General features: G+C 65.9%; 20 protein-coding genes. 3 read left to right on the top strand and 17 right to left on the bottom strand.

Annotation, left to right across the window (positions count from 1 at the left end; translation table 11 throughout):
• Window positions 1–28: 28 nt before the first annotated feature.
• From ABMA46_RS07195 to ABMA46_RS07180, 4 genes are all read right to left on the bottom strand, one after another.
• Window positions 29–370 carry an ArsR/SmtB family transcription factor gene (locus ABMA46_RS07195; RefSeq protein ID WP_348998642.1) on the bottom strand — a complete coding sequence of 114 codons (342 nt, stop codon included), beginning with the start codon at window positions 368–370 and terminating at the stop codon, window positions 29–31.
• A gap of 156 nt (window positions 371–526) precedes the next feature.
• Window positions 527–1327, bottom strand: a complete 801-nt coding sequence (locus ABMA46_RS07190) for a HugZ family pyridoxamine 5'-phosphate oxidase (RefSeq protein ID WP_348998641.1) — start codon at window positions 1325–1327, stop codon at window positions 527–529.
• A gap of 108 nt (window positions 1328–1435) precedes the next feature.
• Window positions 1436–2197, bottom strand: a complete 762-nt coding sequence (locus ABMA46_RS07185; protein WP_348998640.1) for an SDR family NAD(P)-dependent oxidoreductase — start codon at window positions 2195–2197, stop codon at window positions 1436–1438.
• 85 nt (window positions 2198–2282) lie between these two features.
• Window positions 2283–2804: a GNAT family N-acetyltransferase gene (locus ABMA46_RS07180; protein WP_348998639.1), complete on the bottom strand. Its 522-nt coding sequence runs from the start codon at window positions 2802–2804 to the stop codon at window positions 2283–2285.
• A gap of 264 nt (window positions 2805–3068) precedes the next feature.
• Between ABMA46_RS07180 and ABMA46_RS07175 the strand changes: the two genes are divergently transcribed.
• Window positions 3069–4055: a glutathione S-transferase family protein gene (locus tag ABMA46_RS07175; RefSeq protein ID WP_348998638.1), complete on the top strand. Its 987-nt coding sequence runs from the start codon at window positions 3069–3071 to the stop codon at window positions 4053–4055.
• A gap of 7 nt (window positions 4056–4062) precedes the next feature.
• On the opposite strand, the gene ABMA46_RS07170 is transcribed toward ABMA46_RS07175, so the two are convergent.
• Window positions 4063–4560: an NUDIX domain-containing protein gene (locus tag ABMA46_RS07170; RefSeq protein ID WP_348998637.1), complete on the bottom strand. Its 498-nt coding sequence runs from the start codon at window positions 4558–4560 to the stop codon at window positions 4063–4065.
• 51 nt (window positions 4561–4611) lie between these two features.
• Between ABMA46_RS07170 and ABMA46_RS07165 the strand changes: the two genes are divergently transcribed.
• Complete coding sequence (locus ABMA46_RS07165; protein WP_348998636.1) at window positions 4612–5538, top strand: metallophosphoesterase family protein; 927 nt, start codon at window positions 4612–4614, stop codon at window positions 5536–5538.
• Here the strand turns inward: ABMA46_RS07165 and ABMA46_RS07160 are convergent.
• The 4 genes from ABMA46_RS07160 to leuA form a co-directional block, all read right to left on the bottom strand.
• Window positions 5528–6148 carry a hypothetical protein gene (locus ABMA46_RS07160; RefSeq protein ID WP_348998635.1) on the bottom strand — a complete coding sequence of 207 codons (621 nt, stop codon included), beginning with the start codon at window positions 6146–6148 and terminating at the stop codon, window positions 5528–5530. The genes ABMA46_RS07165 and ABMA46_RS07160 overlap by 11 nt on opposite strands.
• A gap of 81 nt (window positions 6149–6229) precedes the next feature.
• Entirely contained in the window at window positions 6230–7021 is a 792-nt protein-coding gene (locus ABMA46_RS07155) for an alpha/beta fold hydrolase (RefSeq protein ID WP_348998634.1), read from the bottom strand.
• A 7-nt stretch (window positions 7022–7028) separates the two neighbouring features.
• Window positions 7029–8753 carry a tetratricopeptide repeat protein gene (locus ABMA46_RS07150; protein ID WP_348998633.1) on the bottom strand — a complete coding sequence of 575 codons (1725 nt, stop codon included), beginning with the start codon at window positions 8751–8753 and terminating at the stop codon, window positions 7029–7031.
• A 146-nt stretch (window positions 8754–8899) separates the two neighbouring features.
• Window positions 8900–10570 carry a 2-isopropylmalate synthase gene (gene leuA, locus ABMA46_RS07145; protein WP_348998911.1) on the bottom strand — a complete coding sequence of 557 codons (1671 nt, stop codon included), beginning with the start codon at window positions 10568–10570 and terminating at the stop codon, window positions 8900–8902.
• A 574-nt stretch (window positions 10571–11144) separates the two neighbouring features.
• On the opposite strand from leuA, the gene ABMA46_RS07140 reads away from it, so the two are divergent.
• Window positions 11145–12635 (top strand): MATE family efflux transporter, encoded by a 1491-nt coding sequence (locus ABMA46_RS07140; protein WP_348998632.1) that lies wholly within the window; start codon window positions 11145–11147, stop codon window positions 12633–12635.
• A gap of 3 nt (window positions 12636–12638) precedes the next feature.
• Here the strand turns inward: ABMA46_RS07140 and ABMA46_RS07135 are convergent, their stop codons facing one another.
• From ABMA46_RS07135 to ABMA46_RS07100, 8 genes are all read right to left on the bottom strand, one after another.
• Window positions 12639–13727, bottom strand: coding sequence for an AbrB family transcriptional regulator (locus ABMA46_RS07135; protein WP_348998631.1), 1089 nt, complete (start codon window positions 13725–13727; stop codon window positions 12639–12641).
• 205 nt (window positions 13728–13932) lie between these two features.
• Window positions 13933–14232 (bottom strand): putative quinol monooxygenase, encoded by a 300-nt coding sequence (locus ABMA46_RS07130; RefSeq protein WP_348998630.1) that lies wholly within the window; start codon window positions 14230–14232, stop codon window positions 13933–13935.
• Window positions 14233–14353: 121 nt separating this feature from the next.
• The gene (locus ABMA46_RS07125) at window positions 14354–15244 is read right to left on the bottom strand and encodes a cation diffusion facilitator family transporter (protein WP_425475711.1); all 891 of its coding nucleotides are present in this window, start codon (window positions 15242–15244) and stop codon (window positions 14354–14356) included.
• A gap of 58 nt (window positions 15245–15302) precedes the next feature.
• Window positions 15303–17492, bottom strand: a complete 2190-nt coding sequence (locus tag ABMA46_RS07120) for an anthranilate synthase (RefSeq protein WP_348998629.1) — start codon at window positions 17490–17492, stop codon at window positions 15303–15305.
• 224 nt (window positions 17493–17716) lie between these two features.
• On the bottom strand, window positions 17717–18970 hold the full coding sequence (locus ABMA46_RS07115; RefSeq protein ID WP_348998628.1) for a DUF2254 domain-containing protein: 1254 nt from the start codon (window positions 18968–18970) through the stop codon (window positions 17717–17719).
• A gap of 142 nt (window positions 18971–19112) precedes the next feature.
• Window positions 19113–20069, bottom strand: a complete 957-nt coding sequence (locus ABMA46_RS07110; protein WP_348998909.1) for an ABC transporter permease — start codon at window positions 20067–20069, stop codon at window positions 19113–19115.
• Window positions 20056–21012, bottom strand: coding sequence for an ABC transporter ATP-binding protein (locus ABMA46_RS07105; RefSeq protein WP_348998627.1), 957 nt, complete (start codon window positions 21010–21012; stop codon window positions 20056–20058). Before ABMA46_RS07105 ends, ABMA46_RS07110 begins: the two co-directional genes overlap by 14 nt.
• Window positions 21009–22232 (bottom strand): COG1470 family protein, encoded by a 1224-nt coding sequence (locus ABMA46_RS07100; RefSeq protein ID WP_348998626.1) that lies wholly within the window; start codon window positions 22230–22232, stop codon window positions 21009–21011. Before ABMA46_RS07100 ends, ABMA46_RS07105 begins: the two co-directional genes overlap by 4 nt.
• Window positions 22233–22278: the final 46 nt, after the last annotated feature.

Genomic DNA, 22278 nt, shown 5'->3' with positions numbered 1-22278 from the left:
CCGCACTTGCGGCGTGGCGCGGCTTGCGTCAAGCCTCGGCAGCGCGGGCGACCGGCGGATCGTCGGCCAGGCCGTTCTCGTCGTCGAACAGGTCGGAAAGAAGGGTGAGCAGACGCCGGACGGCGTCCGACCGGCACGTATAGTAGATCATCTGCCGGTCACGACGGGTCTGGACCAGTCCGAGGCCCCGCAGTTTCGCCAGATGCTGCGACAGGGCGGACTGGCTGAGGTCCACCCGCTCGGCAATGGTGCCGACCGACAATTCGTCGTCGATCAGGTGCCCCATGATGGCGAGCCGCTTCTCATTGCCCATCAGGGTGAGAAAAACCGCAGCCGCCTCCGTGTCGGCGATCCGCTTGCTGGAAATCATCGCTGCCCCATCCTCGTGTGCCCGGTCGCCATGGGGGCAATGGCTTCCGGGTAGTCCAAAGCTTGTGCGCAGGTCCTGCAATCAGAGGCTGCATGGTTAGCGTAAAAACATTCCGCCCAAATCTCAAGCGCCCATCTGTCTCGAGCGCCATCTGTCTCAGGCGCCCATGTGGTCGTTTCCCTCATGACCCGCCACGGCCGCACCAGCGTCGCGCGCCGCGCGCGCCATCTCGACCAGCACCTTGCGCAGGTCCTGCGCCGCCGCCAGCGGCTGGGGAAAAAACACTCGCCGCGCTTCGTCGCCCGCAAGCAGGTCCATGCCTTCGGCATCGATGCCAGCCAGCATCCAGCCGTCGCCCCGCGCCTTCGCGTAATGATGCGCGTAGGCCTGGATCGCATCGCGATGGTCGGCGTTCATATGATCCAGCGCGCCCTGCTCGCTGGCGGCCAGCGCCTCGGTGACCGGTCCCTCGACCAGAAGATCGGATCGTTCCAGCACATAGGCCTTGCCGAAGCCGCCGTTCAGGCTGGCACCCTGCGGCTCGAGGCGGAAGATCGAGAAATCGCCCAGGCCGGCGTACAGCGATGCCTTGGGATTGCGATTGAGATAGCGCCGCTCGGCCCGCTCGTGCTCGGGCGTTCCACGTTCGAGGCGCTGCGCGCGGCAGGCAATCGACATGCGCGGATGGGCGAGCGGGTCGCCCTTGCCCGTCTCGCCGACCAGAAGCGAGCAGCGCGACTCGCCCAGCAGGCCGGCTGTATGCGCCGACAGCCCCGATACGAGGATGAGCGGCGCGCCGTCGAGATCGGTGGCGACGCCGACGCGGCTCGCCAGCGGTGCGCCGGTCGAAGGATCGATAACGGCGATCGCGCCGTAGCGGGCGGTTCGCAACAGCGTTTTCGCCAGCCGGATGGCGTCTGCATCCGTCTTGCGTATCACGTCCTTCGTCTCGGCCAAGGCAGCGTCTCCGGTAAATATGACTATAGAAGTATACTTATCGCCGAAACGCCCGCTGCTTGGCAAGCGCTGCCCGCCGCCCGCAAAGGGAAACGGAGATTTCCCGACCTATTTCGGGGCCATGCGGATCGCGCCGTCGAGGCGGATCGTCTCGCCATTGAGCATCTGGTTGTCGACGATGTGAAGCGCCAGCGCGGCATATTCCGACGGTTCGCCGAGGCGCGGCGGAAAGGGGACCGCGGCTCCGAGCGAGTCCTGCACGTCCTGCGGCATGCCGGCCATCATCGGCGTCTTGAAGATTCCGGGCGCGATTGTGCAGACGCGGATGCCGGAGCGGGCGAGATCGCGCGCCACCGGAAGGGTCATTCCGACGATGCCGCCCTTGGAAGCCGCGTAGGCGGCCTGCCCGATCTGGCCGTCGAAGGCGGCGACCGAGGCGGTGCAGACGATCACGCCGCGCTCGCCGCCCTCCAGCGGCTCGAGTGCTGAGGCGCGGGCCGCGAACAGGCGGATCATGTTGAACGTGCCGATGAGATTGATCTCGACGACCTTTCGAAACGTATCGAGCGGATGGGGGCCGTCCTTGCCGACGGTTTTCGCTCCCATGACGATGCCGGCGCAATTGACGAGAATGCGGGCGTGGCCGAGCCTGTCGGACACCTGCGCGACCGCCGCCTCCGCGCTGTCGGCGCCGGCGACGTCGCATTGGACGGCAATCCCGCCGATATCGCCGGCGACCCTTTCGGCGCGGCCTATGTCCAGGTCGACGGCGGCAACGCGCGCGCCTCTGGCCGCGAGCGCCCGGGCGGTCGCCTCGCCGAGGCCCGACCCCGCTCCGGTGACGATGGCGATCTGACCGGTCGGGTTCATGGTGTCCTCCTCAATGGCGGCTGCGTCGCGGCAGGCTACGGGCCGCAACCGGGTCGCGCAACAGGTATGCGGGCCACGCCTGCAATCAGGCCGAAACGGCTTGCCTGCCGTCCTCATGGCGGACCATGCCCGTCAGCTTGCCGACTGCGCCGGCAATGACCTCGTGCGCCAGCAGCCGGTTGGGATCGACCGGGCGCGGCATGGCGATCTGGCCGGAAGGTATGCGCTTGAAGCCGAGCGGTCCGTAATAGGGTTCGTCGCCGACCAGGATCACCGCCGCATGGCCGGCTTCCCTGGCCTTTTCCAGTGCGATCGCGACCAGTTTGCGGCCGATGCCGAGGTTCTTGTAGGCCGGCCGCACGGCCAGCGGCCCCAGCATCAGGGCGCGGCCCTGTCCGGCGGCGATGCGCGTCATGCGCACGGAAGCGACGACGGTCTCGCCGTCCGTTGCGACAAAGGACAGCGCGCGTTCATGCGGGCCGCCTTCGCGAATCCTGTAGGCCGCGCGGGCAAAGCGGCCCGGCCCGAAGGCTTCCTCGTTGATGGCGTCGATTTCAGCGTCGTGGGCCGGGGTTTCCGGCATGTAGGCAACGTCGGCAAGGCTCATGGTCTTTGCATTCCGGTTCGGGAGAAAAGGGCGCCGCAAGCAGCGGCATTCGCCAGTCGGCGCCTGTTCAGGCGCGGGCGTCCTTTCGTCGTCGGTCGAACCGGATGATGGCAAAGACATCGATCATGCGGCGCTTCCGCTAGCATCAAAATATCGCTGCCGCAATCACGCTTTTGGCGCGGGTGACGATCCGTTCATAGGCCAGCGCTTTGAGCCGCGCCCTTTTGCGCTCTACATGGAACGGGAAACCGAAAGGACGAGGCGATGGGACTTCTGGTCGACGGCAAGTGGCAGGACCGCTGGTACGACACCAAGGAAAGCGGCGGCCGGTTCGTGCGGGCGCAGTCGCAATGGCGCGACTGGATAACGCCGGACGGCGCGCCGACCGAAGGGCGCACACGCGGCTTCAGGGCCGAGCCCGGACGCTATCATCTCTATGTCTCGCTGGCCTGTCCCTGGGCGCACCGGACGCTGATCTTGCGGGCATTGAAGAAGCTCGAAGACGTCATTTCCGTCTCCATCGTCCACTATCACATGGGCGAAAACGGCTGGACCTTCCTGGCCGAGGAAGGCGCGACCGGCGACACGCTTTACGGGCTCGATTTCCTGCACCAGATCTACACGAAGGCCGATCCGGCCTATTCCGGCCGCGTCACCGTGCCGGTTCTGTGGGACAAGAAGGAGGAGACGATCGTCAACAATGAATCCTCCGAGATCATCCGCATGCTGAATTCGGCTTTCGACGAATGGGGCGACGCCGGCCTCGACTTCTATCCGCAGGCATTGCGCACCGAGATCGACGCGGTCAACGCGCTCGTCTATCCGGCGATCAACAACGGCGTCTACCGCGCCGGGTTCGCAACCACGCAGGCGGCCTATGAGGAGGCGTTCGGCGAACTCTTCCAGGCGCTCGATCAACTGGAGGAGCGGTTATCGACGCAGCGCTATCTCGTCGGCGACCAGCTGACGGAAGCGGACTGGCGGCTGTTCACCACGCTGGTGCGGTTCGACCCGGTCTATGTCGGGCATTTCAAGTGCAATCTGCGCCGGATCGCCGACTATCCGAACCTGTCGAACTATCTGCGCGATCTCTACCAGGTGCCGGGCGTTGCCGGCACGGTCGACCTCCGTCACATCAAGGCGCACTACTACGGCAGCCACAAGACGATCAATCCGACGGGGATCGTTCCGGTCGGGCCGGATCTCGACTACGCGGCCCCGCACGACCGCGGCCGGTTCGGACCGGCCTGAGCCGATCCTACCAGTGCGGCGAGACCGCTGCGTCCTCGAAGACCTCGCGGATGCGCCTGAGCGTCGCCGGCGTTGCGCCCCGAGGCAGGGCGTCGAGCGGGAAGAAACCGGCCTCGGCGATTTCCCGGTCCGGCCGCTTCGGGCCGGTCTGCCGGAACTGCTCGACCAGATAGAAGGCGACGTGATCGCGGCGGCTGGTCAATCGGTTGTGATGGACGGAGACGAGGCGCGGTGGGCCGACGATCTCGATATTGCCTTCTTCCTCGAGTTCGCGCCTCAGCGACTCCTCCATCGTCTCGCCGGTCTCGACGCCGCCGCCCGGTAGTTGCCAGCCGGGCACATAGGTGTGGCGGATCAGGAAAACGGAGCGGTTTTCCCTGTCGTGGACAAGGCCGCGCACGCCCAGCGTCATCGGCCGCCGCAGCAGGAAATAGAGATGGAACAGCCGGCCGCGCAGGGCCGGCCAACCCCTTTGCCTGAATTGTTTTTCCGGATCGTCCGGCATCTAGCAAATCCGTGAGTGGAAAGCGGCGCATCGCTCCCTTAAAGAGGATATATGCTCAGGCTCGCGCATCTTTCCGATATCCATCTCGGTCCCTTGCCCGATGTATCCTATCGCGACCTCGCCTCCAAGCGCGTCATCGGCTACGTGAACTGGCAGCGCAACCGCCGCCGCCACATGCACGACAGCGTGCTGGAGACGCTGATCGCCGACATGAAGACGAGCGCGCCGGACCATGTCGCCGTCACCGGCGATCTCGTCAATCTGGGCCTGGACAGCGAGATCGAGATGGCGCGGCTGTGGCTGGAGACGCTGGGTCCGCCGCAGGACGTCTCGGTCGTGCCCGGCAATCACGACGCCTATGTGCCCGGCTCCTTCGACAAGGCCTGCCGGGCCTGGGAGCCGTGGATGCGCGGCGACGGCGCGACCCAACCGGTCGGCCGCAACGCCTTTCCCTATCTGCGGGTGCGCGGAGACGTCGCCCTGATCGGCATTTCCACCGCGCGCGCGACGGCGCCTTTCATGGCCAACGGCTTTTTCGAGGAAGGGCAGGCGGGCCGCCTCTCGCGTCTGCTCGACGCAACGGCGGAACGAGGATTGTTCCGCGTCGTGATGATCCATCATCCGCCGGTGCGCGGCGCCGTCCAGCAGCACAAGCGCCTGTTCGGCATCAGCCGCTTCCACAAGGTCGTCGGCCGGCACGGCGCGGAGCTTGTGCTGCACGGTCATTCGCACGATCCGACGCTCTACTGGATCGGCAGCCGCACGGCCCGCATTCCGGTCGTGGGCGTGGCCGCCGGCGGCCAGGCGACGGGCGGGCGGCACGCGGCGGCGCAATACAATCTCCTCGACATCGATGGCAAGCCGGGCGCCTGGAGCGTAAGGCTGACCCGGCGCGGGCTGACCGGGCCAGCCGCCCCGCCCATCGACATCGAGGTGGTGGATCTCGCGTCGGAGCCGCGGTCGATGGTCAGAAGCTGAACTTCATCGCCGACAGACGGTCCCACAGCAGGATGACCGATACGGCGAGCCCGACCAGCGCGCCGCCGGCGATCAGCGCAAGGCCCGACAGAAGCGCCGAGGCCGTGCTTCTCTTGCGTCCGGCCGATCCGGTCTGCGGAGGCGGTTCGGCCTCGCTCACCTCGGCGCGCACGAATGCGGATGCGGCCGGTTCCGCGCCGCCTTCCATGAGCCGTTGGCGTTCGACGACACGCTCCGCCACATAGCGGGTGACCTGGCCAGCCACCGTCTTCATGTCGGTGGATTCGCCGAGCACGACGCGGCCGATGCGCGTGTCCTTCAGGAAGCGGTAGGTGCGGCGATCGCGACCCATGGCGACATGGGCGACGGCGTCGATCCAGAGCCTCGGCTGGAGGCCCGACGAGACGGCGAAATCGAAATTGTCGATATCGGCCGGCACGTCGGCGAAAACGGGCGCGAGTTCGTTGGCCAGGAGATCGAGCCTCATGCGGTGTGCCTCGCGCAGGTCCACGACCACGTCGTCACGGTCGGCCAGCGCGTTCTTCACGTCGCGGATGGCTTCCGCCAGCGACGAGTCCTTGGGTGGGACGGTATCGGCTGCATCCTGCATCGGCGGCCTCGCTGTCTATGGTTACCAGCGAATTAACACAAATGCGGCCGAATTACATCAAGGACGGGATTGTCCCGGTTTCTATTCATTGCGTCCGGACGCGATGGCCGTGGCGCGCGCGACATTGGCCGTGATGGCCAGAAGCACGTCGTCCGGCGCTTCTTCCACCAGCATGTGGCCAGCCCCGGCGACCGCACGCAGGACGAAACCCGGCGGCAGGCCGGCCGTCTGCGCGAAGGGCAGGACGGGGTCCTTTTCGCCCCACAGGACGGCCACCGGCATGGTCAGTGCCGTCAGGCTTTCGCGCGGGATGACGCCCTGCCGTTCGCCGCGCGCGATCATGGCGACGATCCCGGCGAGCCTTTCCATCTGGCCTGGTCGGGCGCGCATTGCCAGCGCCTGCCGCAGGGTGGCCTGCGGGACATGCGCTTGCGGACCGGACATGGCGAGCAGGCTGGCCCTCAACGCGTTCTCGTCGCTTGCGGCGGTGTAGCGGCGCAGCAGCGTGCCGTTGATGGCCTCCCCGATTCCGCCGGGTGCCAGCAGCGTCAGCGACGCCGCGCGCTCGGGCGCCATGAGCGCCATCAGGGCGGCGACGGCACCGCCCATCGAATGCCCGGCGACATGGATGCGATCCAGGCCGGTTGCGGCGAGGTCTTCGAGAATCGCCTTCGCCATCGTCCTGGCCTGTCCGGCGCCGGCCGTGTCGAGAGAACGTCCATGCCCCGGTAAGTCGTAGGCAATGACCTGCATCGTCGCGGAGAGGGCTGGAAGCAGATCGTTCCAGGCCGCATGGGTTGCGCCGAAGCCATGCAGTAGCACCAGCGTCTGCGGTCCGGTTCCCGCGCGGACGGATTGGATCGCGTCGCTCAAGGCGCGCTCAACTGCCGGAGCCGAGACCGGCGGCACGCAAGGCCGCCACCAGCCGGTCCGTCAGGTCCGGCGGATACTTGCGCTTGAGAAACGCAGCGCGGGGGTCGGAGGCGAACTTGGGAAACTTGTCGACCAGTTCGTCCAACGTCGTCCGGCGGGTCGTTTCGTTGCCGGTCGCCTTGGCGGAAATCAGTTGCGCCGCCAGATAATGCGATTTGGCGGCGGTGGTCGTCAGCGCCGACGCGGCCAGTTCGGCCTTGTGCATGTCGTCCTGCATGAAGGCTGCGAGGAACAGGCCGAAATCCCACCATGTGGGATGGGCGCTGGACGCATCGACAGCACGTTCCATGATCGACGCGCCCTGCGCATAATGTCCTGCGAAGATCAGACTGTACGCGTAGGCGGCCGTCATCGACAGGTCGTAGGTGTTGAGTTCATACGCCTTGCGCATCCAGCGGACGGCTTCTTCGGCGTTTCCGCTACGCGCATTCAGGTAGCCATAGGCCCGATGCGCCGCCGCGCTGGTGGCTCCCCTAAGGATCGCCTTGCGGGCGTAGGCCGTGGCTTTGTCCATGCTGGGGTCGGGCGGGTAGCCATAGCCGTCGGTCGCGGCCTCCAGTTGCAGGGAGGCCAGTTCCGAATAGACCAAAGGGGATTTGGCTTTTTGATCCGCCAACGTCTCCATGCAGCGATAGGCCGCCTGGTGGGTCCTGGCATTCTGGTCGAGGTAATAGGCCTCGTCGAGCAGCAGGCAGCGAGTGAGGCCGCTCTGGAGACCAGCCTGTTCGATGTAGCTGTAGACGGTGCCTGAGGCCAGCACGGTGGCGCTCAATATGCCGGCGACACGATCCTCGACCTTGCCGGGAAGGGTCTCTGCCGGCGTCAGGTTGAGCGACAGCAGGACGCGGTCGGTGGCGACGTTCTGCAACTCCACGGCCACGTCATCGGAAGCGGAACCGGACAGTACGTCGAAGACGAAGCTGGTCGGATCGAGGGACGTGTCGCGGTCCTGTTCAATGTCGCGGCCGATGAAATCGATCGTGTCGAAACCGGGCAAACCGGCACGCAGCGCCGCGGCCACCCGCATTGCCTGCGGGCTGTCGTTCTTCACGGCCAGATAGATGACCGGGAGCGCCTCGCTTGCATTGGCGGGCCTGATGCTCGCGGTGGCGCCTGTTTCCTCGGCGGCGGAGGCCGTCGCCTCGCCCGGAACGGGCGGCTGGAGGCCGTTCTGCCGGACAAGCAGGACAGCCAGCATGGCTGCGATCAGGCCGAACGCCATCCAGAACAGCCTGAGCTGGTGCGTGATCGACGGAAAGGGAACGGCGCCGTCGATCGGGACGAGACTATCCGAGGCCAGGATCGACGCCGGTTCTTGCTTGTAGCCGGCAGGCGTCACCTCATAAATCGGCACATATCCGCCGCGCGGAATGGAGATGCGAATGCGCTCATGCGCGCCTTCGGTGTCGAAATACTGCTGGAGCAGTTCGCGCAGCCGGCCGGCCTGGACCCTGACGACGGCGTCGGTGGCGGAATCGAAATCCGAATCCTTGCCGAATACGTCGACGGCGATCGAGAAACCCTTGAGACGGTCGGCGTCGCCTTCCTGCTCGCGTTCCACCAGATAGCGCAAAAGCTTGCGGGCGCGCTCGGAGCGGCCGAATGTTTCGCTGGCAAGAACTCGCTCCAGCGTCTCGCGCACTGCGGGGGCAGCAGGCGTGGAATGCTGCAAGTGTCGGACCTTTCCAGTCGGCACGAATAGGAAGCGATCATATCGCGTGCCGGCGCAAAGGCACAAGCATCGAACCGGGTTGATCCCACTATTTACCCGGCCGAAAAACCCGGCCGGGTGACATCAGATTCAACTGTCTGATTTCATTATTTCTTTTCGATGATCCGGTTGACGGCCGAAACCACCGCTTCGAGCGAGGCCGAGGAGATGTTGGTATTGATCCCGGCGCCGAAGAGCTTTCCGCCGGGATATTCCATCTCGACATAGGCGATGGCCGAGGCGTTCGAGCCGCGCTGGAGCGAATGCTCGGAATAGTCGAGCACCGACATCGGCACGCCGACATGCTTCGACAACGCATCGACGAAGCCGTCGACCGGGCCGGTGCCAGTGCCGGAGATCGTCGTCTCGCGGCCGTTGTCGAGGATCGTCGCCTCGACGATCCGGTGCCCCTTCGTCGTCGTGTCGGGATAGGTGTGGTGATCGACGAATTTCAGCCGCGCACCGGGCTGCTCGACATAGGTTTCGAGGAACTGCTCGTGGATGCGTTTCACCGGTACCTCTTTGCCCTCGGCGTCGGTGATCTGCTGGATCGCCTGGCTGAACTCGACCTGCAGATTGCGCGGCAGGTTGAGCCCGTAGTCGGCCTGCAGCACATAGGCGATGCCGCCCTTGCCCGACTGCGAGTTGATGCGGATGATCGCTTCGTAGGAGCGGCCCACATCCTGCGGATCGATCGGCAGGTAGGGAACCTCCCACAATTCCTTGTTCGCCTTCTTGAGGGCCTTCATGCCCTTGTTGATGGCGTCCTGGTGCGAGCCGGAAAACGCCGTGTAGACCAGCTCGCCGACGTAAGGGTGCCGCTCCGGGATCGTCAACTGATTGGAATATTCGTAGACGTCCTTCATGCGGTTGATGTCGGAGCAGTCCAGCTTCGGGTCCACGCCCTGCGTGTACATGTTGAGCGCCAGGGTGACGATGTCGACATTGCCGGTGCGCTCGCCATTGCCGAACAACGTGCCCTCGACACGGTCGGCGCCGGCCATCAGGCCGAGCTCTGTGGTGGCGATGCCGGTGCCGCGGTCGTTATGCGGGTGCAGCGAGACGATGATATTTTCGCGGTTGTCGAGGTTGCGGCACATCCACTCGATGCGGTCGGCATAGGTGTTCGGCGTCGCCATCTCGACGGTCGAGGGCAGGTTGAGGATCAGCTTGTTGTCGGGCGTCGGCCTGACGATCTCGGTGACGGCGTTGCAGATCTCCAGCGCCACTTCCAGCTCGGTGCCGGTGAAGCTTTCGGGCGAATACTGGAAGCGGTATCCGCCTCCCGCCTTGGCGGCCATGTCGGTGATCATCTTGGCCGCGTCGGTGGCGATGCGCTTGATGCCGGCGACATCCTTCTCGAACACCACGCGGCGCTGCAACTCGCTGGTCGAATTGTAGAAATGGACGATCGGCGTCTTGGCGCCCTCGAGCGATTCGAAGGTGCGGGAAATCAGTTCCGGCCGGCACTGCACCAGGACCTGCAGGTCAACCTCGTCGGGCAAATTGCCTTGCTCGATGCACCAGCGGGTGAAATCGAAATCGGTCTGCGAGGCGGAGGGGAAACCGACCTCGATCTCCCGAAAACCCATGTCGAGCAGGAGCTGGAACATGCGCGCCTTGCGCTCGTGCCCCATCGGGTCGACCAGCGCCTGATTGCCGTCGCGCAGGTCTACCGAGCACCAGATCGGCGCGTGCTCGATCACCTTGTCCGGCCAGGTACGGTCGCGCAGGCCGACCGTGGGGTAGGGGGCGTATTTGCGGGCGGCGTCGGGCATGCCCTTGGAGGGAACGGCTTGGGGCATGTCGGCCTCCACGATCTTTCGTTGTACGGTATTCATCGTCTCGTCTCCCGGCTGCTCGGCCGGCATTGCCAATGCACAAGCAGCGCCTTCATGGCGAAGTCAATCGGTTTGGTGAGTCTTGCTCTACGCAATTCCGAACGCAAAACCGCTTCGCACTTTCGCTGAAATTGCCTTGGAGGAGCTTGGCCGGGACAGACAAAAGCCCTGGCGGTATCGACCGCCGGGCGCTCCTTCAGCGAGCCCGGCGATCGCCGATAAGGCCGAGAAGCAGAAGGGTGGAGGACAGCGCGCGCAAGGTCTCGCCGGCGAAGCCGGTCGAACGACGGGTTGCGGTGATGCGCGTGATCATGCGCGACCTCTTATAGCAGCGGCGCGACGCAGGCAAGTCTCCTGACGGGCAAGCGTGTGGGCGGCGGCGGCGGCATGGTACGCCGGCCTCATAATTTTATCCGGGTAATATTGACGAGCCGTCGTGCGACGTGCATAAGGACGTGCCGTGCGGTAGCGTCCGCCGGAACCCGAAACCCTTGTCGCGGATTCTCAAGCCATGCCTGACGCCAATCCCTCGATCAGACAAGCGCGCGGCCGCGACCTGACCAGCGGTCCCATCGGCCGGACCTTGCTGCTGTTCGCTCTGCCGGTGCTGGGTTCCAACGTGCTGCAATCGCTGAACGGCTCCGTCAATTCGGTCTGGGTCGGGCGCTTCCTCGGCGAATCGGCGCTGACGGCGACCTCCAACGCCAATCTCGTCCTGTTCCTGCTGCTCGGCACTGTGTTCGGCATCGGCATGGCGGCCACCATCCTCGTGGCGCAATCGGTCGGGGCGCGCGACTGGCACGAAGCTAGGCGCATCGTCGGCACCAGCGCCACCTTCTTCTTCGCCATATCGGCCCTGTTCGCGATCTGCGGCTGGATCTGGGTGGACGCCATCCTCAATCTGCTGGGCACGCCGGCGGACGCGCTGCCGCTGGCGCGCTCCTACCTGCGCATCATCTTCGTAGCGGTGCCGGCCGCGAACCTGCTCACCTTCGTCATGACGGTGCTGCGCGGCGCAGGCGATTCCAGGACGCCGTTCTATTTCATGCTGCTGGCCGTGGCGCTCGACGTGGCGCTCAATCCGCTGCTGATCGCCGGCATCGGGCCGTTTCCGCGCATGGGCATCGCGGGCTCCGCGACCTCGACCCTGGTCGGCCAGACGGTGAGCGTGCTGGCGCTTCTGGTGCTTCTTTACGCCAGGAGGCATCCGCTGCGGCTTGCCGGCGCCGACCTCGGCATGCTGCGGCCGGACCCGAAGCTTCTGAAGATCGTCGTCGCCAAGGGCATTCCCATGGGGCTGCAGATGATCGTCATCTCGGTCGCGGCGCTAACCATCATGGGACTGGTCAACGCCTACGGGTCGCGGGTCGCGGCGGCTTACGGCATTGCCGCCCAACTGTGGACCTATGTGCAGATGCCGGCGCTGGCGATCGGCGCGGCGGTGTCCTCCATGGCGGCGCAGAACGTCGGCGCGGGCCGATGGGACAGGATCGACCGCATCACGGCGTCGGGCGTCGGCTTCAACCTTGTGCTGACGAGCGTGCTCGTCGCCGCGCTCTATCTCTTCGACCGGACGGTGCTCGGCCTGTTCCTGATCGGCGATCCCTCGGCCATCGACACGGCCGTGCACATCAACAACATGGCGTCCTGGTCGTTCGTCCTTTTCGGCGTCACCATCGTGCTGTTCGCCACCGTGCGGGCCACCGGCGCGGTGATGCCGCCGCTCGTCATCCTGGTGTTTTCGGTGCTTCTGGTGCGCACCGGCTTCGCCTACTGGATGCGCGGTCAATTCGGACAGGACGCGCTGTGGTGGAGTTTTCCCGCCGGCTCGATCTGCTCGCTGGTGCTGGGGCTGCTCTATTACCGTTTCGGCCGCTGGCGCACGATGCATATGATCGAGGAAGAACGCCCGCCCGCCGGCGAGGCGCCCGACACCGGGCTCGGCGTGCCGCGCCAGCGGGCGAGGTTGGGGCCGGAAACGGAGGAAGGCGCTGTTCCCTGAGCGCTATTCCCTCACTGCGCGGGCGACGAGCCGGGCGATGCCCGGCCCGAGCAGCAGGACGACGAGGAAGCGCACCGTCTGCAATGCCATGACGAAGGAGATGTCGACGTCGTGCGAGGCGGCAGCGATGATGGCGATGGAGTCCATGCCGCCGGGGCTGGTGGCCAGATAGGCTGTCAGCGGATCGATGCCGAGCGTGCGGCTGATGAGCCAGGCCAGACCGCCGCACATGGCGATGAGGATCAGGATCGAAGCCACGATCTGCGGCAACGCCCGCGCGGCATGGCGCAGGATCGGCATGGTGAAATTGAGCCCGATCGACGTTCCCACGGCGGCGTAGCTGGCGGCCAGCAGCCATTGCGGTAACTGGAACTCGATGCCGGCACCCAGTCGCAAGACCGTGCCGAGGATCATGGCGCCGAGGAAATAGGGCGAGGGCAGTCGCAGCAGCCGTCCGGCGAGGGTTCCCCCCAATCCGATCGCGATGGTGGTTGCGAACAGCACCGGCTCCAGGTGCGGGAACCAAACGAGAGGAGGCACCTCGACGCCCGAAGTATCGACCCAAAGGCGCGCGATGAGCGCGGCCGCCATCGAGACGAAGATAACGCGCAGATACTGCATGAAGGCGACCAACCGCTGGTCGGCACCGAAGGCACCGGCCATCAGGACCATCGCGGTGGCGGCGCCGGGCGAGGAGCCCCAGACCGCCGTGGTGCCGGGCAGCACGCGCCAGCGGCTGATGAGCCATCCGAGCACGCTCGAGGCAAAGACGGTCGCTGCGACGACGCCGAGAAAGAGCGGCCATTCGGTAAGGAACACCGGAAAAATGCCCGGCGAGATCGATGCGGCGATAAGGCAGCCGACGATGGACTGCGCGGCGGCGAACACAGGGATGGGTATCCTGACGGTGGCGCCATTGATGCCGCAGACGATGCCTGCGAACATCGGGCCGATGAGCAGGGCGGCCGGCAGCGCCGCCAATTCCAGCAGCGCGACGAACAACAGTGAAAGCGCAAGGATCACGAGCCATTGGAAGGGCCGCCTGACAGTGGCCAGGCGGCCCGTCGGCGATGGCTGCGGATCGGTCGTCATGAATCGGTGATAGACCGGCCGTCGGCGCTTGCGAAGTCCGCCTCCGGGAAAAAAGGCAATGTTTCCAGCGATTGCAGCCCAAGCGCGCCGCGATCTTTCAGCTTCGCTCCTGCGCTTTGGGTTTTACGCATGTCTTTGAACCCGAAACCGCAACCACTTTCGGGAGACACGCTCCAAGGTCGTTAGGCGCCTGGGGCGGCGGCAATTACGCTTCGGGCAACCCGAAGCCTCCGACCGGCTCGGTTTCGATCTGGACCTCGAAGCCGGCGATGATCGGCCTTGCCCTGGCGATGGCAGCCTGCACGTCGGGCAGCGTCAGCGACGCCTTGTGGCTGTCGGCGTCCGTCCAGACCTCGGTGATCCAGATGGCGGTGGTGTCTGCGGGGTCGCGAGCAACGATATAGCTCAGGCAACCGGGCAGGGCGCCGGTGGCTTCGCGCAGCAAGCCAACCAGTTCGTCCCGCTTGCCGGGCTGCGCGCGCATCTTGCCGATCAGGCCATACATCTCCGCCTCCTTGCCGCTCCGCGGGGCGATCTTGGCAAACGCGGCCGCCGCCGTCCAGAGTGTTGCGCGGAGCCTGCAGATCGGATTCTCGGGACGGTCTCTTCCGCGACCGTCCGCCGACTCAGGCAAACGGCACGGCCGTCGTCCCCCTCGGCAGCTTGGCCTCGTCATCCGGCTCGACATGGATGACCACCCGCACCGACGGAATTTCGGCCTTCAGCGCATCCTCGATGCGGTCGCAGATCAGATGGCTTTCGCGCACCGGCATGTCGCCGTCGACGATGAGGTGGAACTCGATGAAGGTGGCGCGGCCGGCGATACGGGTCTTGAGGTCGTGAACTTCGATCGCGCCCTTGGAATTGGCCGAGATGATATCGCGGATCCGGATGTTCTCCTGGATGTCCACGGCGCGGTCCATCAGGCCGTTCAGCGACGAGCCGATGACGTGCCAGCCCTGCCAAAGGATGTTCAGCGCGACGATGACCGCCAGCGCCGGATCGAGGATGCGCCATCCCGTCAGCACCGCGCCGACAAGGCCGACGAACACGCCGACCGAGGTGACGACGTCGGTCATGATATGCTGGCCGTCGGCGACCAGCGCGGGGGATTTGTCGCTGCGCCCGGCCCTTATCAGGATCCCGGCCCAGACGGCGTTGATGACGGTGGCGACGCCGTTGACGGCGAGACCTTTCCATGGCTGTTCGAGCGGCGCTGCATTCTGCCAGGACCGCCAGACTTCCGTCAGGATGAGCAGGGCTGCGACCACGATCAGCACGCCTTCGAGCACGGCTGAAAAGTATTCGGCCTTGTGATGCCCGAAAGGATGGTCGTCGTCGGCAGGCTTGTGACTGACCTGAATGGCCCAATAGGCGGCGAAGGCGGCGATGACGTTGACCGTCGATTCCAGCGCGTCCGAATAGAGCGCGACAGAGCCGGTGATCCACCATGCCGCCGCCTTGAAGCCGAGCACGACGAAGGCGACGACGATCGACCACACCGCGAGCGTGGCGATCCTGCGCTTGCGCTCGCCCGGGATGCCGGCCGCGATCACGGTGCTCACCCTCGCGATCTCACGCAGCCTTTTCCTTCGCCTTGCGCGGCAGATGCGCCACCACGTTTTCGATCATGCGCATACCGGCGTCGCCGCCCAGCGTCATGATCGATTCGGGATGGAACTGTACCGCCGCCACCGGCTCCTTGGCGTGCTCGAAGGCCATGATGGTGCCGTCCTCGCTCTCGGCCGTCACCTCGAACTCGATCGGCAGGTTGACCGGGTCGGCGAAGATCGAGTGATAGCGACCGACCGTGACCTCCTTGGGCAGGCCGGAGAAGATGACTCCCGACTTCGAGACGCGGATGCGGGAGGGCTTGCCATGCATCGGCACGGCAAGCTGGCGAAGTTCGCCGCCATAGGCCTCGGCCAGCGCCTGCAAGCCGAGGCAGACGCCGAAGATCGGCAGGTCGCGCGCCCGCGCCTTCTTGATCGTCGCCGCGCAATCGAAATCCTTCGGCGTGCCGGGGCCGGGCGAGAGCACGACGAGGTCGGGCTTCAGCCGGTCGAACAGTTCCTCCGCCACGGGCGTGCGTACGGTGGAGACGTTGGCGCCCGTCTGGCGGAAATAGTTCGCCAGCGTATGCACGAAGGAATCCTCGTGATCGACCAGCAGGATGTTGACGCCTTCGCCGACCCGCGCGGTGGCGCGCTCGGTGGCGGTCGTGTTCCCGGCTTTGGCGTCGCGGATGGCGGAGAGCATGGCAGAGGCCTTCAGTTCGGTTTCGGCTTCCTCGTCCTCGGGGACGGAATCGAACAGCAGCGTGGCGCCGGCGCGCACCTCGGCGATGCCGTCCTTGATGCGGATGGTGCGCAGCGTCAGGCCGGTGTTCATGTCGCCGTTGAAGTTCACCATGCCAATCGCCCCGCCATACCAGGCGCGCGGGCTTTTCTCGTTCTGCTCGATGAAGCGCATGGCCCACAGCTTCGGCGCGCCGGTGACGGTGACCGCCCAGGCATGCGAAAGGAAGGCGTCGAAGGCGTCCATGCCCTCGCGCAGCCGGCCCTCGATGTGATCGACCGTGTGGATCAGGCGCGAATACATCTCGATCTGGCGGCGGCCGATAACGCGCACCGATCCCGGCTCGCAGACGCGGCTCTTGTCGTTGCGGTCGACGTCCGAGCACATGGTCAGCTCGCTCTCGTCCTTCTTGGAGTTGAGCAGCTTGAGGATCTGCTCGGAATCCGAGATGGCGTCGTCGCCGCGCTTGATGGTGCCGGAAATCGGGCAGGTCTCGATGCGGCGGCCGTTGACGCGCACGAACATCTCCGGCGAGGCGCCGACCAGATATTCGTTCTCGCCGAGATTGATGAAGAAGGAATAGGGCGAGGGATTGATCGTCTTCAGGCGGCGCGAGATGTCCGACGGCCTGGATTCGCAGCGCTCGTAGAACATCTGGCCGGGGACGACCTCGAAGAGGTCGCCGCGCTTGAAGGAATCCATCGCCTTGCGCACCAGGTTGGCGTATTCGCCAGGCTCGTGGTCGCCGCGCGGCGGAATGCGGTCGGCCGGCTTGAAGGGCTCCTCGGCGCCGTCGCGCGCCAGCCCCTCGGTCGAGAAGCCGTCGCCGGCATAGTCGTAGCGATCGGTCCATGCTGTGGCGGAATAGTGATCGACGACCAGGATCTCGTCTGGCAGGTAAAGCACCAGGTCGCGCTGGCTTTCGGCCCGTTCGAGCTTGTAGTCCACCGGGTCGAACTGGAAGGCGAGATCGTAGCCGAAGGCGCCGTAGAGGCCGAGATTGGCGTCCTGGTCGGTGTGGAACAGCGCGGTGATGGCGCGCAGCACGGTGAAGACGGAAGGCGCGCGCGAGCGTTCCTCTTCGGTGAAGGCGCGCTTCGGCTCGGCGATCGTCAGCGCCAGGCGCTGTCTGGTCGTCTGGGTCAGCGAGACGTCGTCGAGCGCCAGCATCGCCTTGGCGACGACGGGCAGCAGCACCTCGCCGCGCTTGTTGAGCGCCTCGATGCGCATGGCGCGGCCGCGCGCCGAGATCACCAGCGGCGGGTCGATGATGGCGGTGTCCCAGCGCGTATAGCGCCCCGGATACTCGTAATTGGAGGAAAAAACCGCTCCGCGCCGGGAATCCAGGCCGTCGATATAGGCATCGATCGCCCCGGCGTAAGGCCGCTCATGGCGTTCGCGGGTGATGGCGATACCGCCCGCGGTGATGAAGCGCTCCGCGCCGTTTTCCAGAATTTCCACCGTCATTCTCGCCTCCTGGGGGCATGCCCCGTTTCCGCCGCACGGAGTTCCGGAAGTTCCCTTGGAAAACAAAAGGCCGCCGGACTTGTCCTGCGGCCATCCTGATGTTCACGCGCACGCGTTCGGGTGGCCGCTCCTAGCTGGCCCACCACCAAACGGATTTGGTCGAACGAATGCTCATGGATTTTCCATAGCTGCGAACGGGCGGCCGCGCAACCGGTTTCGGCGGCTCAGGCGCGTACCAGCGCCGCTGCCTGCCTGATCCGCTGGCGGTCCGGCTCGAAGCCGATCGTCGCCTCGGCGCGGGCCAGCGCCAGCGCCGAATGGCGCAGCGCACTCTCGGCGTAGCGCGGATCGTCTATGCGGCCGAGCGCCGCGAAGGCCTTGTGCAGGCGCATCTGCACCTCGGGGATGGCCGCGCCGTCGCGGGCGATGGGATCGAACGCGTCGTCGAACAGGTCCTCGACCTTCACTTCCGGAACCCATATCTCCGGATAGAGCGGCTCTTCAGGATTCACCGTGTCGGCCCAGATCGACAACACCCGCACCTGCCGGCCGATGACATCGATGGCGGTGCCCATGTCGTTGGTGGCCGGTGACAGGGCGCGCGAGGCGATCTCGGTCAGCACGGAGACGCCGAAGCGCGGGTCCTGGTCGAAGGAGCGTTCGTCGGCGACGGTGAAGGCGTCGCGCACCGCCTCCATACCTTCCGTGTCGTCGAAGCCCGAGCACCATGCCATTGGGCGGTTCGTATCCACGAAGGCGCCGGGAAGGGCGGCGACGTACACGGCACCGTTGCGCTCGCGCGCGGTTGCGGCGAGGCCGGCCGTGTCGAGATGCTGGACATAGCCGACGCGGTCGGGAAACACCGGTTGCGCGCCGTCGGGTATGCCCTTTTCCGGATCGGCGAGCGCTTGGCCGCCGAGACAGGGCTTTTCCCTGCGGCGGCGCATGGCCTGCATGGTGACCTCCTCGACCGCGTTGGTGGTTTCGCCGACGCGCCCCAGCCGCAGGAGATAATCGATCCAGTGCAGCAGGGTCACGACGATGAGGGCGATGACGATCAGGGTCATTGCGAACAGCACCACGCGCCCCCTTTCGCCATAGGCGCCCATCGACAGGGTGATGATCCCCATCACGCTGTAGATAAAGGAGCCGACGAAGGTGGCCAGCACGTTCTGCGTGGTCGAATCCTCGATCAGCAGGCGGATGGCGCGCGGCGTGACGTTGGCGGTGGCCGTGGCATAGGTGGTCACCATGGTGCTGAGCGAGAAGATCGTCACCGCAAGCATGGAGGAGGCGATGATGTTGAGGATATGGTCGACCGCATCGGCGCCGACGCTGGTGGACAGGCCGAACGGCAGGTAGGGCGACAGGATCAGCGACAGGATCGCCGCCGCGACCGCCAGAAGGGATATCATGCTGGCCCGGAACCACAGGCGCCGCGACAGGAGGTGCCACAGCCAGGCCCATTTCGAGATCATGCTTCGCCTTTCGGTTGCGATTTCCTTGCCCGTTATGGAAGGAGATCGCCCGAACGGCAATGAAGAGCTTGCGACAGGGTGCCGGCGCCGCCGTATCGATAGGGCGGCGCCGGCGCTGGAGACGGCTGTAGAGAACGGCCCGTCAGGCCCTTATCTCCTGTCGCTGGAAGGCGACGTAGGCGATGGTGAACAGCATGATCAGTGCGGCGATCATGCCGGCGATCTGCGGCCAGACGAGGCCGAGGCTGGCCGAAAGCTGCAGCGGCGCGCCCATGACGGCGCCCTCCATCTGGTAGGCGAACAGAAGACCGAGCGAGCGCGTCGCCGGATTGAGCAGGGCCAGCGTCGCCTCGTTGTAGAGAATATTGGGCGAGATGCGCGCCAATCCCTGCTGGATGTTGAGCTGGTGCACGGCCGTCATCGGGTCGAGCGGGTCGATCGGTGCGACCCAGCCGGCCACCAGCGGCGCCAGCATCGGCCAGAAGATCGTGAACAGGAGCCACAGCGTCAGCGCGCAGAGCGCCGAGGTCGCCGGCGATTTGACCACCGTGGAAAAGGCCATTGCGACCGCCAGCCACACGCCCGCATAGACGAAGGAGACGAACAGGAAGGCGAGTTCGCGCGCGATCTCCTCGCCGCTCGGCGGCAGGCCGAGCAGCAGTATGCCCATGCCGGTGACAAGCAGCCACAGCGTCAGCAGGCAGATGGCGATGACCAGCAGGCCGCCGAGGAATTTCCCGGTCAGCAGCGCGTCGCGGTAGATCGGCTGCGACAGCACGCGCGAAAGCGTGCGGCGGCTGTATTCGCCGTTGATGGCGTCGAAGCCGAGCGCGATCGCCACCAGCGGGATCAGGAAGCCGAGGAAGGAGACGAAGGAGGGTAGGGGGGCCTGCGCGGTGGTGAACAGCCTGAGGAACAGGAAGGCGTCCTCGCCGATCGTCGTCTTGATCTGGCCGATAGCGGCGTATACCGAGCCGATCGCCGTCAGAAGCACCAGAAGCATCACCAGATGGATGCGGGCGGAGTTCATGTGGTCGGCGGCCTCCTTCATCGCCACGGTGGCGAGGCCGGCGAACGGAGACCCTTCACGCCGCGACATCATGGTTCTCTCCCTCGAAGAAATGGACATAGACCTCGTCGAGGCTGGACTGCCGGATGCTCATCTGCGACAGGGCGCCGCCGGCCTGGACGACACGCCGCGCGATGTCGGCGCGGATGTCGGCGTCGGCGTTGACGCGCCAGCGGCCAGGCTTGAGCACCGTCACCGACGAGACATGCGGCGCGCCGTCGAGCACCGCCGCGAGATCGACGCCGGCCGCCTCGACCTCGACGACATGCGTGCCGCCGAGAATATCGGCGGTGAGGTCGCCGACCTTGCCGATCAGGCCGATCCTGCCCTTGCGGAACAGCGCGACCCGGTCGCAGATCGTCTGCATCATCGACAGCAGGTGCGAGGAAAGCACGATGGTGACGCCGTCGGCGGCCATGGTGCGGATGAGATCCAGGAGTTCTTGCGTCGATTGCGGGTCGAGGCCGGATGTCGGCTCGTCGAGAATGGCGATCTCGGCGTTCTTGACCAGCACTTCGGCCAGGCCGAGGCGCTGGCGCATGCCGCGCGAATAGGTGGAGACGCGCCTGTCGCCGACATCGGACAGCCTGACGCGGGCCAGCGCATCGTCGATGCGCCGGCCGGCCTCGGCCGAGGCGAGTCCCGTCAGGCGCGCGGAAAAGCCGAGGTTCTCGCGCGCCGTCAGATGGTCGTAGAAACCGATCTGGTCGGGCAGGTAGCCGACCCGGCGCTTGACCGCCAGCGGCCGGCGCAGCGGATCGAGCCCGAGCACCCGCATCTCGCCGGCGCTCGGCTCGGTGAGGCCGAGCATCATGAGGATGGTCGTGGTCTTGCCCGAGCCGTTGGGGCCGAGCAGGCCGAACACCTCGCCCTTGTCCACGGCAAGGTCTATGCCGTCTACGGCGATTGCGTTGCCGTAGCGCTTGACCAGACCGCGTGCCTCGATGACGTGCGTTTGAGGGGAAGCGCTCATCTGCGGCCATACCTCGCGACGGCGAAGGCGAGGATCAGGGCGGCCACGCCGATGATGGCGAGGCCGGTGACGCCCCACAGCGTCGAGGTGCGCACGGTGACACGGAAACTGGCGCTGTCGGAGGCGCCGGAGCCGTTGGCTCGGACGGAGACCATGTAGTCACCCGCGATCGCCTGCGTCGAGGGCGTCATGGAGACGCCGACATTGGCGGTCTGGCCGGGCTCGATGTCGTCGACCTTTTCAGGGTTGAAGGTGACCTTCCAGCCCGAGGGGGGCGTGGCCGACATGGCGACGTCGCGCGCGGGCGCGGAACCGGTGTTCTCGACGGTGAAGGTGAAGGTTCGTTCCTGGCCCGCCGTCGCATCGCCGGAAAGCCGGCCCTGCGGTCCCGACAGCGATACGGTCGGGCGCCCGGTGATGTCGAGCAGCAGGTTGGTGTCGGCGGAGATGTCGCCGGCGCTGGCCGCGACGGTGACCGGATATTGGCCCGCCTGCGCCGTATCGGGCGGCTGCACGGAGACCTTCAGGTCCTTCGATTCGCCGGCCTTCAACGGCAGGCTGGTCAGTTCCTGCGAGCCGTAGCCCTGCTTGAAGGTAACCTGGAAACCGTCCGGCGCCTTGGATAGCAGATTGACCGTGGTGTCCTGTTCGCCGTCGTTCTTGAGGGTGACGTCGTAGTCGAAGGCCGATTTCGCCGTGCCGCGCAGCGCCGGCAGCTTCGGCTCCATCGTCAGCTTGGCCGGTTCGGTGCTGGTCAGCGTGACCTGCATGGGCAAGGTGAGGGTCTGGCCGTCGCCCTTGGCCGAAACGGTGAAGGCGACCGGCTTGCCGTCCTCGGCCTTCGCCGGCGGCGTCAGCTTGAGCGTCAGGTCGACCGTGCCGTCGGCGCCGGCGATCGCCGCGGCGACCGGCTTGCCGCCGCCGTCGATCTCCCATTTCCACCCGGACGGCAGGCCGTCTACGCCCAGTTGCACCCGCTGCGGCGGCAGGCCCTGGTTGGAGAGGTCCAGGTCCACACTGACATCCTTGCCGGCCTGCGCCGAGAATTCCGGATAACGCGTGGTCAGCCAGATGCCGGTCGGCTTGGCCGCCACGTCGGCGGAGGCCGTTTGCGCGCTTGCCGGCGCCGGGACTGCCAGGGCGAGGCCGGTTGCCACAAGGGCTGCGGCCAGTGGCCGGGACGGGTTGAAAAAGGGCGAGCGAAAGCGCGCAGGGATCATATGGGTCCTCCCGCGAAAGGTTGAAATTAATTGTTTTTTTGCAAAG

This window comes from Mesorhizobium hunchu, from assembly GCF_040081975.1.
In the GTDB taxonomy this organism is placed as follows: domain Bacteria; phylum Pseudomonadota; class Alphaproteobacteria; order Rhizobiales; family Rhizobiaceae; genus Mesorhizobium; species Mesorhizobium hunchu.
Note: the sequence above shows the minus strand (reverse complement) of the source record. Positions and strands in the feature narration are given on the sequence as shown.